The sequence below is a fragment of the Pseudomonas sp. HY7a-MNA-CIBAN-0227 genome (assembly GCF_040310325.1).
Lineage (GTDB): Bacteria > Pseudomonadota > Gammaproteobacteria > Pseudomonadales > Pseudomonadaceae > Aquipseudomonas.
The window spans coordinates 36,392-49,430 of sequence record NZ_JBEOPT010000003.1; the positions used below are offsets into that span (position 1 = coordinate 36,392).

General features: G+C 58.6%; 18 protein-coding genes and 1 tRNA gene. 11 read left to right on the forward strand and 8 right to left on the reverse strand.

The genetic code is table 11. The annotated features are described in order from the left end of the window. Positions 1-19 precede the first annotated feature (19 nt). Positions 20-712, reverse strand: a complete 693-nt coding sequence (gene ung, locus AAEZ06_RS06215; protein ID WP_149414315.1) for a uracil-DNA glycosylase — start codon at positions 710-712, stop codon at positions 20-22. A 134-nt stretch (positions 713-846) separates the two neighbouring features. Here ung and dspII point away from each other — a divergent pair, with 134 nt between their 5' ends. Continuing rightward, positions 847-1,959, forward strand: a complete 1,113-nt coding sequence (gene dspII / locus AAEZ06_RS06220) for an enoyl-CoA hydratase/isomerase DspII (RefSeq protein WP_149414314.1) — start codon at positions 847-849, stop codon at positions 1,957-1,959. A 44-nt stretch (positions 1,960-2,003) separates the two neighbouring features. On the opposite strand, the gene AAEZ06_RS06225 is transcribed toward dspII, so the two are convergent. Beyond that, entirely contained in the window at positions 2,004-2,438 is a 435-nt protein-coding gene (locus tag AAEZ06_RS06225; RefSeq protein WP_149414313.1) for a DUF3757 domain-containing protein, read from the reverse strand. 162 nt (positions 2,439-2,600) lie between these two features. Beyond that, on the reverse strand, positions 2,601-2,963 hold the full coding sequence (locus AAEZ06_RS06230) for a hypothetical protein (RefSeq protein ID WP_149414312.1): 363 nt from the start codon (positions 2,961-2,963) through the stop codon (positions 2,601-2,603). Positions 2,964-3,383: 420 nt separating this feature from the next. On the opposite strand from AAEZ06_RS06230, the gene AAEZ06_RS06235 reads away from it, so the two are divergent. The 5 genes from AAEZ06_RS06235 (at position 3,384) to AAEZ06_RS06255 (ending at position 5,755) form a co-directional block, all read left to right on the forward strand. Next, a complete protein-coding gene (locus AAEZ06_RS06235) occupies positions 3,384-3,596 on the forward strand; it encodes a cysteine-rich CWC family protein (protein ID WP_149414311.1) in 213 nt (70 codons plus the stop codon). Further along, positions 3,596-4,288, forward strand: coding sequence for a 16S rRNA pseudouridine(516) synthase (locus AAEZ06_RS06240; protein WP_149414310.1), 693 nt, complete (start codon positions 3,596-3,598; stop codon positions 4,286-4,288). The genes AAEZ06_RS06235 and AAEZ06_RS06240 overlap by 1 nt, the downstream gene beginning before the upstream one ends. Before the next feature lie 306 nt (positions 4,289-4,594). Further along, positions 4,595-5,479 (forward strand): alpha/beta fold hydrolase, encoded by an 885-nt coding sequence (locus tag AAEZ06_RS06245; protein WP_149414309.1) that lies wholly within the window; start codon positions 4,595-4,597, stop codon positions 5,477-5,479. Further along, positions 5,463-5,681 (forward strand): hypothetical protein, encoded by a 219-nt coding sequence (locus AAEZ06_RS06250; protein WP_350613485.1) that lies wholly within the window; start codon positions 5,463-5,465, stop codon positions 5,679-5,681. Before AAEZ06_RS06245 ends, AAEZ06_RS06250 begins: the two co-directional genes overlap by 17 nt. After that, positions 5,682-5,755 (forward strand) — tRNA-Gly (locus tag AAEZ06_RS06255). A 178-nt stretch (positions 5,756-5,933) separates the two neighbouring features. On the opposite strand, the gene AAEZ06_RS06260 is transcribed toward AAEZ06_RS06255, so the two are convergent. Then, positions 5,934-7,097 carry an MFS transporter gene (locus tag AAEZ06_RS06260; RefSeq protein WP_149414307.1) on the reverse strand — a complete coding sequence of 388 codons (1,164 nt, stop codon included), beginning with the start codon at positions 7,095-7,097 and terminating at the stop codon, positions 5,934-5,936. A 95-nt stretch (positions 7,098-7,192) separates the two neighbouring features. On the opposite strand from AAEZ06_RS06260, the gene AAEZ06_RS06265 reads away from it, so the two are divergent. The 5 genes from AAEZ06_RS06265 to AAEZ06_RS06285 all read left to right on the forward strand — a co-directional run bounded on the left by AAEZ06_RS06265 (position 7,193) and on the right by AAEZ06_RS06285 (position 9,877). Next, on the forward strand, positions 7,193-8,071 hold the full coding sequence (locus AAEZ06_RS06265; protein ID WP_350613487.1) for a LysR family transcriptional regulator: 879 nt from the start codon (positions 7,193-7,195) through the stop codon (positions 8,069-8,071). Positions 8,072-8,237: 166 nt separating this feature from the next. Then, a complete protein-coding gene (locus tag AAEZ06_RS06270) occupies positions 8,238-8,420 on the forward strand; it encodes a type II toxin-antitoxin system HicA family toxin (RefSeq protein WP_149414305.1) in 183 nt (60 codons plus the stop codon). A gap of 23 nt (positions 8,421-8,443) precedes the next feature. Then, positions 8,444-8,854 (forward strand): type II toxin-antitoxin system HicB family antitoxin, encoded by a 411-nt coding sequence (locus AAEZ06_RS06275; protein ID WP_149414304.1) that lies wholly within the window; start codon positions 8,444-8,446, stop codon positions 8,852-8,854. An 87-nt stretch (positions 8,855-8,941) separates the two neighbouring features. Next, complete coding sequence (locus AAEZ06_RS06280; protein ID WP_149414303.1) at positions 8,942-9,274, forward strand: hypothetical protein; 333 nt, start codon at positions 8,942-8,944, stop codon at positions 9,272-9,274. 102 nt (positions 9,275-9,376) lie between these two features. Next, complete coding sequence (locus AAEZ06_RS06285) at positions 9,377-9,877, forward strand: methylated-DNA--[protein]-cysteine S-methyltransferase (protein ID WP_350613490.1); 501 nt, start codon at positions 9,377-9,379, stop codon at positions 9,875-9,877. Positions 9,878-9,993: 116 nt separating this feature from the next. On the opposite strand, the gene AAEZ06_RS06290 is transcribed toward AAEZ06_RS06285, so the two are convergent. The 4 genes from AAEZ06_RS06290 to AAEZ06_RS06305 form a co-directional block, all read right to left on the reverse strand. Further along, positions 9,994-10,137, reverse strand: coding sequence for a hypothetical protein (locus AAEZ06_RS06290; RefSeq protein ID WP_178114527.1), 144 nt, complete (start codon positions 10,135-10,137; stop codon positions 9,994-9,996). Between the two features lie 123 nt (positions 10,138-10,260). Continuing rightward, positions 10,261-10,788, reverse strand: coding sequence for a DUF4142 domain-containing protein (locus tag AAEZ06_RS06295; protein WP_149414301.1), 528 nt, complete (start codon positions 10,786-10,788; stop codon positions 10,261-10,263). A 110-nt stretch (positions 10,789-10,898) separates the two neighbouring features. Continuing rightward, positions 10,899-12,257 (reverse strand): sensor domain-containing protein, encoded by a 1,359-nt coding sequence (locus tag AAEZ06_RS06300; RefSeq protein WP_350613493.1) that lies wholly within the window; start codon positions 12,255-12,257, stop codon positions 10,899-10,901. A gap of 100 nt (positions 12,258-12,357) precedes the next feature. Then, a complete protein-coding gene (locus AAEZ06_RS06305) occupies positions 12,358-12,996 on the reverse strand; it encodes a LysE family translocator (RefSeq protein ID WP_350613495.1) in 639 nt (212 codons plus the stop codon). Positions 12,997-13,039 lie beyond the last annotated feature (43 nt).

A 13,039-nucleotide genomic window follows, 5' to 3' on the forward strand; every position in this document is an offset into this window, starting at 1 on the left:
GCCACTTTTTTTTACCCACTCACACTGGCGGCAACCGCCACTCAATCGGCGTCTCGCCGTTCTGCTCAAGAAACTTGTTGGCGCGGCTGAAATGCCCGCAGCCAATAAACCCCCGATACGCCGACAACGGCGACGGATGTACCGAGGTCAGCACCAGATGTTTGGTGGCGTCGATCAGCTTCTGCTTGCCTTGGGCATGGGCGCCCCACAACAAAAACACCAGGTGCGGCTGATGCTCGCTGACAATCTCGATCACCCGGTCAGTAAAGAACTGCCAGCCCTTGCCCGCGTGGGCGTTGGCATTGGCCCGTTCAACGGTCATGGTCGTGTTGATCATCAGCACGCCCTGGTCGGCCCAGCTTTGCAAATGGCCGTGGCTGGGGATGTCGATGTTCAGGTCGCGCTTAAGCTCTTTATAGATGTTGACCAGGGACGGTGGCGCCGGCACACCAGGCTGCACCGAGAAGCACAGGCCATGAGCCTGGCCCGGGCCGTGATACGGGTCCTGGCCGAGGATCACCACCTTGACCTTGTCCAGCGGCGTGGAATTGAGCGCGTTGAAAATCATCGGTCCCGGCGGGTAGATTTCCTTGCCAGCGGCGTGTTCCTGGCGCAGAAATTCGCGCAGCTGCGTCATGTACGGCTGGTCGAACTCATCGCGCAGGGCCTGTTTCCAGCTCGGTTCGAGTTTGATACGGTCGTCGGAGGTCATGGTTACATCCAGAGAAAACACAATGTGGCGAACCCTAGGAAAGCCCACTCCGCTTGTCAATTGATCTGATGCAGAAGCGGCACTTTCCCACGAAGGGATCATACTCAACGTTCAATTTATGGATTGAGGTCACGATGAACCTGCACTTCGAAGAGCTGACCGGCACCGACGGCGCCCGCATCGCCATCGCCAGCCTGGATGCTGAAAAGTCCCTCAACGCCCTCTCCTTGCCCATGATCCTGGCCCTCGGTGAACGCTTGGACACCTGGGCCAAGGACCCGCAAATTGTCTGTGTGCTGCTGCGCGGTAACGGACCCAAGGCGTTTTGCGCAGGTGGCGAAGTGCGAAGCCTGGTGCAGGCATGCCGTGAACATCCCGGCGAAGTACCGTCTCTGGCCGCGCAGTTCTTTGCGGCCGAATACCGCCTCGACTATCGCCTGCATACCTACCCAAAACCACTGATCTGCTGGGGCCATGGCTATGTGCTCGGCGGTGGCATGGGCCTGCTGCAAAGCGCGTCCGTGCGCATCGTCACCCCGAGCAGCCGCCTGGCGATGCCGGAAATCAGCATCGGTCTGTACCCGGATGTCGGCGCCAGTTGGTTCCTCTCACGTCTGCCCGGCAAGCTGGGGCTGTTCCTGGGCCTGACCGGCGCCCATATGAACGGCCGCGATGCCCTGGACTTGGGTCTCGCCGACCGCTTCCTGCTCGATGAACAACAGGACGAATTGCTCGACGGCCTACTGCAACTGAACTGGCAGGAACAGACGGCGATGCAACTCAACAGCCTGCTCAAGGCCATGGCCCAGGAAGCTGCAAGCCAACTACCCGAGGCGCAATGGCTGCCGCGTCGGTCGCAGATCGACAAATGGCTGGATGTGGGTGACGTGCGCTGCGCGTGGCGAGCCCTGAGTCAACTGCGCGAGCACGCAGACCCACTGTTCAGCCGTGCTGGCAAGACCCTGAGCGACGGCTGCCCGCTGACTGCGCACCTGGTATGGGAGCAGATCCTGCGCGCCCGGCATCTTTCCCTGGCCCAGGTGTTCCAGATGGAATACACCATGAGCCTCAATTGCTGCCGGCATCCGGAGTTCAGCGAAGGGGTGCGGGCCCGGTTGATCGACAAGGATCAGCAGCCGCGCTGGCATTGGCCAGATATCAACGCTATTCCCGAGGCGGTGGTGGAGGCGCACTTTCACAAGGTGTGGGAAGGACGGCATCCGCTGGCGGATTTATCTGACTACTGACAGGTTTACATCGATACGGCGAATCGAGGATTTGCCATGGGTTGTCAGTGTTTGAAGTTATCGATGATGAACGAACAATTGTCCGGCTGGCTGTCATCGCACAGATAGACCTCTTGATCAAAAGGGCCGATGGCAAGGCGCCAGTGACTGGTATCGGTCAGCGACATGCTCAAAGGGCCATCAGGTGCCCAGTATCTCAAGGCAACTGAGCGACCACTTCCCGCCGTGTAGATGCATTTCTCCAGATAGCCCTGTTTGCGCTCAAGCCCCTCGCCGGGGATAAAGACAGCGCCGGAAAACGTGTCCAGGAAATCCCCAGCCTTCACGCTTGAACCTCTCCAGGGGCTGTCGGTGCCCGTTCCTTGAAAGTAGCCATCACGGTATTTGACCGAAGACGGATAGGGGCAACCTCGCTCCGCAGCCGCGTGGGTAATGGAGGAAAATCCTAGAAAGAGCAAAAAGAGTACGCGGATAGTCATATGCCGTTCCGTTAACCCACGTTGAGTGCGGCAAGACGCAGTGCCTTGGTCCTCAGTGGAGTACAAGCGAGGCATATAAGGTAGCTGTGAAATATGACAGTAGCGACAGGCGGTCACCCACAAAAAAACGGCGCATTACGCGCCGTTTTAAGGAAAGTCTTATTAACGGTGCCCGCCGCGCCCCCCGCCATGATTCGAACCACGGCCGTCTCCCCGGCCACGGCCGCCGTTGCCCCAGTGATCACCACCGCCCCGATTGGGGTAAGGCCGGTAGCCAGCCCTCGGCCCTGCCGGGTAGTAATGGGGCGCAGGCTGGTAATAACGCGGCGCCGGGTAGTAACGCGGCGCCGGTGCATAGTAGTCACGCCGGTACTGATAGGACGGGCCACCGCCGTAGTAATAAACGGGCGCCGGCGAGGTATAAACTTCCGAGCGGTAGTAGCTGCGACCTCCTCCATCGTAATAGGGCGCGCAAGCAGAAAGGGTTAAACCGAGCAAAGCGATAAGGAGCAGTCGACGATACATGGCGGCCTCCTGGACCGCGGAAGAGCACACACCAGCGACGCTGGGGAGCGACAATCAGCTTTCACCGAATGACGAAATATCTGACATCAAAAAGCGAATCTGGTGCGATCCTGACATAGATTGATACATCTAACGATCACTTCATTGCAGTGCAACCTCACGCCCTGCCTCTTGCGTGCAGGAGTCATCACAGGTTCGCGGCACCGCTAGGCGAAGACACACCCTAGCGGGCTAACCAACACAGCATCGACAGCCATATCGCCGGCAATCTCTGGTAGGTGCAATTGGCGGCGGGCAACGGGTGGTGGTGGTGGTGGAGCGCGATTGACCAGCCTGGGTAGCTTGCAAAGGTTCGGCGCTGTATCGTGCAAGGTACACCGGGTTCCGCCGGGACTTATCCGCTACAACCTGAACCGACCGATGACCATTCCAATACTTTGCCCGGCCTGCGGCGCCCGCAACGATTGCGCCCTGGCCGACCCGCGTACCGCCGACCAAGCGTGCTGGTGCTACAGCGTCAGTATCGACCCAGCGGTGCTTGAAGCGCTGCCCGATGAGCTGCGCAACAAGGCCTGCCTCTGCCCGCGTTGTGCCCAGGTCGACGAACAGTTGCGTGAGGCCGAGCAGCCGTAATGCGTGTCGACCGTTTCCTCAGCAGCCTGCCACGCTTCAATCGCCAACAGGTGCGCCTGCTGCTGGTAGAACGGCGGATTAAAGTCGATGGACAAGTAGTCAGCGATCCCCATCACGACGTGCGCGAATTCAGCCGCGTGGAGTGCGACGATGACATCCTCCAGGCGGGTAAACCGGCGCGCTACTTCATGTTGCACAAACCGCCGGGCTGCGTCAGCGCCACGTCGGACCCGCAACACTCCACCGTGCTCGACTTGCTGGATGAACCGGACATAGGCGAGTTGCACATCGCCGGTCGCCTGGACTTCAACACCACAGGCCTCCTGCTGATCACCAACGATGGCCAGTGGTCGCGGCGCCTCACCCAGCCGCAAACCAAACTGCCCAAGGTCTACTACGTCGAGACCGAACAGGAGATTGGCCCGCAATATGCGACAACCTTTATGGCCGGCCTGTACTTCGCCTTCGAAGACCTCACCACCCAACCGGCGGACTTGGTGATATTGAGCCCCAGAAGTGCGCGCCTGAGCATCATTGAGGGGCGTTATCACCAGGTCAAGCGCATGTTCGGGCACTTCGACAACAAGGTGACGCGCCTGCACCGCGAATGCATGGGGCCGCTGGTATTGGATGAAAACCTCGCCCCAGGCCAGTATCGGCCGCTGACGGACGACGAAATAAAGCAGGTCTGATGACCGTTCAGCCGCTGATGGCAAAAACCCATGCCCTCAACTTGCGACATGGCCCCTATCCTGCTTGAATCAAAACGCCAGCCGCAATCTGACTGGCTAGTCACCCAAACCTCCAAGAAACACTTTGCCCGCCCGCACGGCTTGATCTGCGGGCATCTTCGGCAAATTGCCCGCCATAACAATACCCGTCGGCCAGCATCAGCGGATCGACATGGGCCCTCACTTTTTTCAGGCGTATGCCTACCTGTCACAAAGCTCGTGCAGAGTTATCTGTGCGCACTACCCGCTTGCCAGGAGTCTTACGACATGAGGCCAGAAATCGCTGTGCTGGATATACAGGGTCAGTATCGGGTTTACACGGAGTTCTATCGCGCGGATGCTGCTGAAAAGACCATCATCCTGGTCAACGGCTCCATGGCCACCACCGCATCTTTCGCCCAAACCGTGAAAAGCCTACACCCGCAATTCAACGTGGTTCTGTACGACCAGCCCTACGCCGGTCGCTCCAAAGCCCACAACCGCCACGAGCAAATGCTGACGAAAGAAGTCGAAGGCCAGATCCTCCTGGAACTCATCGACCATTTCGCCGCAGAGCATGTGTTGTCCTTCTCCTGGGGCGGCGCCGCCACACTCGTCGCCCTCGCCCAGCGCCCCCGCCGGGTAGAAAAGGCCGTGATCAGCTCGTTCTCCCCAGTGATCAACACCCCCATGCACGACTACCTGGAACGCGGCGTCGGCTACCTCGGCAACCTCGACCGCCACAGCGTCGGCCACCTCGTCAACAGCACCATCGGCAAACACCTGCCCAGCCTGTTCAAACGCTTCAACTACCGCCACGTCAGCACCCTGGCCGAACACGAATACGGGCAAATGCACTACCACATGAGCCACGTCCTCAACAGCGACCGCCTGTGCTACCTCAAGTCCGCCAAACAGATCAACATTCCGGTGTTGTTCCTCAATGGGGAATGGGACGAGTACACCAGCGCGCAGGATGCGAAGTTGTTCTCGCAGCACATTGCCAACAGCAGCTTCGGCACCATCCAGGCCACCGGGCATTTTCTGGATATGGAGCACAAGGCGGCGTGCAATGACAGTCGCCTGGCGTTGATGAGCTTCCTCAAACCGGAGCAGCAACCGAGTCGACTTCGGTATCACCAGGGCCAGACACACCATGCGTTTGCCATTTGAACGTGGAGCGAACTGGCTCGCGATGATCACCAACGATACCGCGCGCTTGCTGAATAAGCGCAGCGATATTGGGTGCATCGCGAGCAAGCTCGCCCCTACAAACGGCCTGCCCGACGGCCCTGCGACAAATCGTAAACTGCACATTCTCCAAAGAAAAACTTCAAATCCACGCGCACATCTGGTACAAAGTCAGCCGCTCTGAGCGGGTGTCGTATAATGGTATTACTCCAGCTTCCCAAGCTGATCACGCGGGTTCGATTCCCGCCACCCGCTCCACTTAGATTTTTGGTCTCGCGTCAGGATGATTTTGACGAGAGATGTAGATACATAAAAAAACCGGCTCTTGGTGGCCGGTTTTTTTATGGGTGGAATTTGGAGGTTTGAGTTTTTGACGTTGTCAGTGACGGGTAAATAAATCCGTCCCCTTTTCCAACTATATCGGGGGCACGTAAGGTCATTTCACTTTGATCGCTTGGAGTCTGACGGGCTTCCAGCCGACCCGGGCGATCGACAATGACAGCAGTTGGAAACCGATGATCAGCGCCACGCAGCCGGTCCAGCCCCAATGCCCCCAGATGATCGCCGGAGCAATGGCGCCGAAGCTGCCGCCCAGGTAATAGCAGGTCAGGTAAACCCCCACAGCGCCAGCCTTGTTCTGTCGTGCGGTAGCAGTGGTGAATGCGCTGGCGGCGGCCTGGGCGAGGAACACCCCGGTGGAACTCAGGGCCAGGCCCAATACGATGCTCCACAGAGAAGGCAACAAGGTGAGGACCGAGCCGCTGATACCGAGCACTGCAGCAACCGTCAGCAATTCGGATTGCGGGCGGGATTTGTTCAGGCGGCCGGCGATGGGGATCACCACCAGTGCCAGCAGGAACACCATGTAAATGGTACCCAGCGCCGCAGGACCCAGGTTGAACGGCGGTTGGCTGAGGTACAGGCCGGCGTAGGTAAACGTCGCCACTTGAGAGAACAGCACACAAAAGCCTACGGCGTAGGCGGCCAATAGCGGCTTGGTGAAGACGCCTGCATGGGTGGCCGCAACTCCCACGGCTCGGGTCGGATTGGCCGGTAACAGGAACTGGATAAAACCGCCCACCACCAGGCTCAGCACCGCCAACAGCTCGAAGGCTTCGCGCCAGCCTACGTACTCGGTCATCACCCCGGTCACAAAACGCCCGGCAAAACCACCCAGCACGGTCCCGGCCACGTAGAGGCTGGTGACTTCGGTAACGGTGCTGCCGCTCCAGTGGTCGCCGATGTAGGCGACGCTGGTGGCGAATACCACCGGGATCAACATCCCCTCAATAAATCGCCACACCAACAATTCGGCAAAGCTATCGACATAGGCCGTCATCAGCGCCGGCTCCGCCAACAGCAACGCTGCGACGACGATCACTGTGCGTTGCTCGAACTGACCGGTGAAGCGGCTGACAAACGGTGCGGTAATTGCCACGGCCAAGGTGGTAACAGTAATGCTCCAGCCAGCCTCTTTGACGCTCACCTGAAAATCCAATGCAAAATTCTGGAGAATGCTCTGGGTTGCATAGAGGTTGAGAAAAGCCGCGCAGCCACACAGGAACAAGGCAAGACGGGCACAATGCAGGCGCGGTTTCATGAAACCTCTCGTTTTATTTTGAGAGGGCTTTATAAAATGCGCGACGCGATGAAGACCAATACCGATTTCCGACCGATCAATACCCTGAGGCCAGGATGCTCGACCTACGCAAGCTGCGTTACTTTCTGACCGTCGCCGAAGAATTGCACTTCGGTCGCGCCGCCCTGCGCCTGCACCTGGCCCAGCCGCCGTTGACCCGACAGATTTCGGCGCTGGAGACTGAACTGGGTTTTCGTCTATTTGATCGCACCAGCCGCACGGTTTCCCTTACCGCTCAGGGTCGCTCCTTCTTGCCTTATGCCCGCGCTGTCCTGGAGCAGGTCGACCTGGCCGAAGTCATCGCCGGCAAGCTGGCCGCAGGTTCCGCCGGGCAATTGGCGCTGGGTTACGTCAGTTCGATCGCCCTCTCGGACTTGTTCAGCCAGACCATCCAGGCCTTTGCCCTACGCTTTCCCGATGTACAGTTGACGCTGGTGGAATGCGCGTCCGGTAGCATGGGCTCGCAAATAACCGACGGTCGTTTGGATATCGGCCTGAGCCGATTATTGCCGCAAAGCGGGCAAACCGAGGTACAGGCGCTGTCTCTTGGTGAGGAGCCGCTGGCCAGCCAGGCGCAGATCAGCCTGACGCAACTCAGCACGTACCCGTTGATTCTGTTCCCCGACGATTACGGCTCGGGGCTTAACCAGTCCATCGAACAACTCTACCGACGCAATGGTTTGCCGCTGCGCCCAGGCCCGTCTGGGCGGCAAATCACCTCTATCATTGCCTTGGTGGCCGCCGGACAAGGGGTCGCGCTGGTGCCTGAGTGCACCCAAAGTTTGATGAGCAAAGGTGTGAACTATCGGCCACTGACAGATCCTGATGCTTGCGCGCAACTGCTGGTGCTTACGCGTATGCAAGGGCGCAGCCTGTTGGTCGAGGCGTTCATGACGGTGATTGATGAAGTGTTACTGGCGCGCCAACACGTCTGAGCCACCTGCAAAAACTCGCAATAACTCTCTCCAGCGGCGTCCCCGCGCACTCTTACACTGCATGCACCGCCCACGGAAACATCGGTTATCGACCGTTGGTAGGTAGAGTGTTGATAATTTATTAGCAGTGGTTATAGTCACCACTAACACACCACAAGGAGGTGATGTGGACAGCCGATATTTGATAGGTCATATCGTCGCGGACGGTTGGTACCTGGTTCGGATCAGAGGTAGTCATCACCCTTTCAAACATCCAACGAAGTCTGGACTGGTAACGATTCCTCATCCCAAGAAAGACCTGCTGGACAAGACCGCGAAGAGCATTTTGAAACAAGCTCTGCTCAGTTAAACCGTCCCTGGAGAACAACGAATATGCTGTACCCGATTGCAATTTCAACCGGTGACCAAGACCACGCCTGGGGCGTTGAAGTCCCGGACATCCCTGGCTGCTTCTCCGCCGGCGATGACCTGGACGACGCCATGGCCATGGCCAGGAAAGCCATCGAAGGCCACTTCGAGATACTCGCGGAGGACGGCTCGCCGATTCCCAACGCACAGAAGGTGACCCTGCACGCAGCCAACCCACAGTACGCCGGCTGCACCTGGGCGGTGGTGGACATTGATGTCACCAAGTACCTGGGCAAGGCGCAGAAGCTCAACATCACCCTGCCCGGTTATCTGCTGAGCCGTATTGATGAATATGTGCTGCACCACCCCGAAGAAAAAAGCCGCTCAGGCTTTCTCGCTTCAGCGGCACTCAAAGTGTTGCAACAAGACCGGTGAATGCAGTTAAGCAAACTCTAAATGCAGCGGCGGGCTCAGGCCGCAATGATCGTCAGTCCTTCAAACGCTGAATCAGGAACAACCGTAATGTTCTCTCCAAACCAACGCAGTTCAGGACCTGTAATCAGGAAGGTAGTGGGCTTGGTGGTGCTGCTCCCACTGTTGCTCACATTGGTAAAATTGCCGTTTTTCCTGGCTATAACCATGAGCCTGACTGCTATCGCATCGTCCTTTTATGGCTTCTGGTTTGCCGTACGTAATGCTGGCCGATGGCTGGCGGCTTTCGCTGGGGCAATGGCGTTACTCAACCTTATCTCGTTGATTGCCATGGGCACGCCCTCGGTACTCAAAGGTCTCTATTACATTGCCTGGCTCTACGGGTACCCCATTTACTCCAACTGGGCTTACTGGAACCTTTAAGCCTTTCGTACATTTAACCGCAAGAAACGTAGTTTCTCCATGGGCTGGCAAATCTACAGTGGCGTCGTACTCTTTCACATCTGTTCACCAAGGAGTCAGCCCATGTCTTATGAATACACACTCATGTCTTCTCCCGTCGGCCAACTGACCCTTGTTGCCCGCAGCGGGAAACTCGCCGCCATCCTGTGGGAAAACGAACGGGTCAACCGCGTACGCCTGGGCCCGTTGCAGAAGGCCAACAACAGCCCGGTGTTGCTGGAAGCGCAGCGGCAGTTGAAGGAATACTTCGCTGGTACCCGTAACCGTTTCGAGCTGGAACTGGACTTCGCCGGCACTGACTTTCAGAAAAAAGTCTGGCTGGCCTTGCTGACCATCCCCTTCGGCGAAACCCGCAGCTACAGCCAGATCGCCTTGCACATCGGCAATCCGAAAGCCGTGCGTGCGGTGGGCGCGGCTAATGGCCGAAACCCGATCTCGATTGTTGCGCCGTGCCATCGGGTGATTGGCGCATCCGGGGGGCTTACAGGATTTGCCGGGGGGCTTGAGGCCAAGCAATATTTGCTGAGCCTTGAGGGAGAAGATCAAACGGAAATCGCCGTCTGATCCCAATCTGACCGGCGTCAGCCCACGGCAGCTTCGCCAGGGTGCGCAGCCTTGCGGCCACGCCGCTACTGCACCGTAAGCACTCTCCGAAAATCCCTGGAGAAAAACGCCAAGGCCTACTTATCCGCCTTCGAGTCCTGCATTTTTACCGATGATTTGCTGCCACTGGTGTTGTCCTGGGTTTCGTTGTTCGAACTGTCAAAACAACCTTGCAGGGCAAACACACAGCAGGCCAGACACACGCTACGGATGATGTTCATGATTACGCTTCCTGTAGAAGGATTGATGCAGTAGTGACCATCGGCGAAAGCAACACTGTCAGCCTCAACAGTAGCTGCACACCGCCGTTTTTCATTTCAGCGCCAATAACGATGCCGCAGCAATCAACCTTCGCCTCGGCGGCTCTTGCCATAGGTCAAAGCCAGCGCCCGGGCTTTTTCCAGGCGGGTTTCCAGCGTGGGCAGGGTCTCATCGACCAAGGCCTTTATTTCCGGAACATCGGACGCCGCGCCTTCCTGCTTGAACAGCGCGATGGCGTCTTCATTGGCCTTGACCTGCTGGGCGGTGTAGGCGGCGTCGAAGGAGTCGCCGTCCTTGAGTTCGGGCATCAGAGTTTCGGCCTTGTCGACGATCTTGTCCCGAGGCGCCACCGGCAAGTCGAGCTTCTTGGCGATGGCCGCCAGGTGCTGATTGGCCAGGGTACGTTCGTTGATGACCTCGATGGTGTAATCCTTGATTTCCTTGGATGAGGTCTTGGCGTGGGCCATGCGACTGGTTTCGATATCGGCCATACCCTTGGCCGAAGCCTGCTCGATGAAATCGGCAGGCGACTGGGCGAAAGCATTGCTGGCGCCGAGGCCCAGCAGCATCGCGAAACTGGCGGTGCGTAACCGGATAGCCATGCGGCTCATGATGAGTTCCTCCAGGTAATAATAAGTGCCGGGGAGCGAGCCCCGCCTTGAATCTGAATTTTCAGGGCGGCAAAGGTTTAGAAAAAACTTTTCGGTGCGACGAACGGTCATCAAACCTGCGGCGTCATCACCTTGCTTCGACGCGCCCGCTTGGCGCCGTACATGGCCTCATCAGCATGTTTGAACAACGGTTTTTCCTCGGTGCCGTGCTCCGGGTACAGGGCAACACCGATGCTCGGTTGAATGGTCAGGCAGTGGCCTTCCAGGTTCAACGCAGGTAGCAGCGCGCGCTCCACATTAGCCACGACGACAACCGCGTCTTCGGGTTGTTGGACGCTGTCCAGCAGGATCACAAATTCATCGCCGCCGATCCGCGCCACGGTGTCGGTTTCCCGGACACAGGCCGTCAGGCGATGGGCGACTTCCTGCAGCAACAAGTCGCCAACGCCGTGGCCAAACGTGTCATTGACCTGTTTGAAGTGATCAAGGTCGACATACAGCAGCGCCAGGCGGCCGCCTTCCCGGTGGGCACGGGCCAGTGCGCTGTGCAGGCGTTCATGGAGCAAGGCGCGATTGGGCAGGTGGGTCAGTTGGTCGTATTGCGCCATGTGTTGCAAGCGAGCCAGTAGCAGCTTGCGCTCGATGGCCGCCGTGACTTGGGCGCAGACGTATTGCAGCAGTTCCTGGTCCTGTTCGGTGTAGCGGGCATCCCCTGGCGCGCGTTTAACGAGCAACGCGCCGATGGTCCCGGTCAGGGCGTTGAGAGGCACACCCAGCCAGCATGTCGTCTCATGGCCGCTGAACGCCTCCAGGACGTCCGTCAGAGCCCCATGGTTGCCAGGTGTCAGCAACAGCGGCTGGCCACTGCGGATCACTTCGGCGCAGATACTGCCCGTAGCGGTGCCAGGCAGTTGTGGCTGCGGTTCACGGTCATCGACATGATAGGGAAAGCTCAACTCATCCTCGGCCTCGCTGTACAAGGCCACGGAAAAATTCGAGGCGGGCAACCATTCACCGAGAATCTGGTGGATGCGTTTGAACAGGGTCAGCAAATCCTCGGCACCATGGGCCGCTTCGGAAATGGCATACAGCGCCGTCTGCTTGGATTCCGCCAGCTTGCGCTCAGTGACGTCACGGGCGACGGCGATGCGCAGTTGATCAACTTCGGACCAACGCGCCGACCACATGATGTACACCACTGAACCGTCCTTGCGCACATAGCGGTTCTCGAAGTTGGGCTTGGCCTGGCCGGCCATGATCTCGCGCGCAGCCTCCAGGGTGCGCGCCCGATCGGCGGGATACACCAGTTCGATCATCGACCGTCCCACAAGCTCTTCGGGGGTATAGCCGAAAATGCGCTCACAGGCCGCGCTGACAAAGACGAAGCGACCGTCTACATCGACCGCACAAACGGCGTCCAGCAGAAGGTCGATGTAACTGGCTAGCGGTGCAGCGTTTCTGGTTTCCATCAAGATAGGGGAACCGTGCGATGCCAGCGTTGAAAAAGTCCCTGGACCGGTCAGGCGTCTGCGGTGCCGACCCGTGAAGCGGTTGCTCCGTGCAACGCCCTTACGTCTTGTTGCCCAACAGGCCCGGCAACGCGTGAGCCAGGGCGTTGACGGCAAAACCGATAAACATCACGCCGCACAAACGGGTGATCATTACCTCATGGCGCTGGTACACCGCGCGTACCTGGCGAGCACCGACAATGCCAATGAGGATAGCGTAAGCGACGAGACCGCCGACAAAACTCAGCAAGATCAGCCACGGCAGCATCGACCAGGTGAGCAACTCTGCGCGGCTGGAGAGCAGCGCGGTGAAAGTCGCCACGGCCACCGGGTAGGCCTTGGGGTTGGTCAGGCCGAACAGAATGCCGTGCCAGAATGGTTGCCGCGCCGCGCCTTGGGGCGTTTCCTCGCTGCTGCGACGGGTGCGGATGGCGCGCGCACCCAGCCAGAACAGGTAGAGACCACTAAGCACGCCCAACACATCAAAGGCGCTGCTGCCGATTTCCCGCGCACCGACGATGGCGATCAACGCGGTGCTGCACCACACCACGTCACCCAGCAAGTGCCCGCATAAAAACCCGGCACCAGCGCGACGGCCACGGGCCGCACCAATGCCGAACACTGCCAGCACGCCGGGGCCTGGGGTGATGCCATAAATAAAGCCCGAGGCGATAACAGCAAACAGCAACGATGGGGTCATGGGTAACATGCTCTGACAAAAAAAGGTGGCCGGTTGATTCTGC

What these genes read in the sequence shown, in the direction of transcription:
- ung (WP_149414315.1), bottom strand. Translation starts at nt 712, where the DNA reads ATGACCTCCGACGACCGTATCAAACTCGAACCGAGCTGGAAACAGGCC.
- dspII (WP_149414314.1), top strand. Translation starts at nt 847, where the DNA reads ATGAACCTGCACTTCGAAGAGCTGACCGGCACCGACGGCGCCCGCATC.
- AAEZ06_RS06225 (WP_149414313.1), bottom strand. Translation starts at nt 2,438, where the DNA reads ATGACTATCCGCGTACTCTTTTTGCTCTTTCTAGGATTTTCCTCCATT.
- AAEZ06_RS06230 (WP_149414312.1), bottom strand. Translation starts at nt 2,963, where the DNA reads ATGTATCGTCGACTGCTCCTTATCGCTTTGCTCGGTTTAACCCTTTCT.
- AAEZ06_RS06235 (WP_149414311.1), top strand. Translation starts at nt 3,384, where the DNA reads ATGACCATTCCAATACTTTGCCCGGCCTGCGGCGCCCGCAACGATTGC.
- AAEZ06_RS06240 (WP_149414310.1), top strand. Translation starts at nt 3,596, where the DNA reads ATGCGTGTCGACCGTTTCCTCAGCAGCCTGCCACGCTTCAATCGCCAA.
- AAEZ06_RS06245 (WP_149414309.1), top strand. Translation starts at nt 4,595, where the DNA reads ATGAGGCCAGAAATCGCTGTGCTGGATATACAGGGTCAGTATCGGGTT.
- AAEZ06_RS06250 (WP_350613485.1), top strand. Translation starts at nt 5,463, where the DNA reads ATGCGTTTGCCATTTGAACGTGGAGCGAACTGGCTCGCGATGATCACC.
- AAEZ06_RS06260 (WP_149414307.1), bottom strand. Translation starts at nt 7,097, where the DNA reads ATGAAACCGCGCCTGCATTGTGCCCGTCTTGCCTTGTTCCTGTGTGGC.
- AAEZ06_RS06265 (WP_350613487.1), top strand. Translation starts at nt 7,193, where the DNA reads ATGCTCGACCTACGCAAGCTGCGTTACTTTCTGACCGTCGCCGAAGAA.
- AAEZ06_RS06275 (WP_149414304.1), top strand. Translation starts at nt 8,444, where the DNA reads ATGCTGTACCCGATTGCAATTTCAACCGGTGACCAAGACCACGCCTGG.
- AAEZ06_RS06280 (WP_149414303.1), top strand. Translation starts at nt 8,942, where the DNA reads ATGTTCTCTCCAAACCAACGCAGTTCAGGACCTGTAATCAGGAAGGTA.
- AAEZ06_RS06285 (WP_350613490.1), top strand. Translation starts at nt 9,377, where the DNA reads ATGTCTTATGAATACACACTCATGTCTTCTCCCGTCGGCCAACTGACC.
- AAEZ06_RS06290 (WP_178114527.1), bottom strand. Translation starts at nt 10,137, where the DNA reads ATGAACATCATCCGTAGCGTGTGTCTGGCCTGCTGTGTGTTTGCCCTG.
- AAEZ06_RS06295 (WP_149414301.1), bottom strand. Translation starts at nt 10,788, where the DNA reads ATGAGCCGCATGGCTATCCGGTTACGCACCGCCAGTTTCGCGATGCTG.
- AAEZ06_RS06300 (WP_350613493.1), bottom strand. Translation starts at nt 12,257, where the DNA reads ATGGAAACCAGAAACGCTGCACCGCTAGCCAGTTACATCGACCTTCTG.
- AAEZ06_RS06305 (WP_350613495.1), bottom strand. Translation starts at nt 12,996, where the DNA reads ATGACCCCATCGTTGCTGTTTGCTGTTATCGCCTCGGGCTTTATTTAT.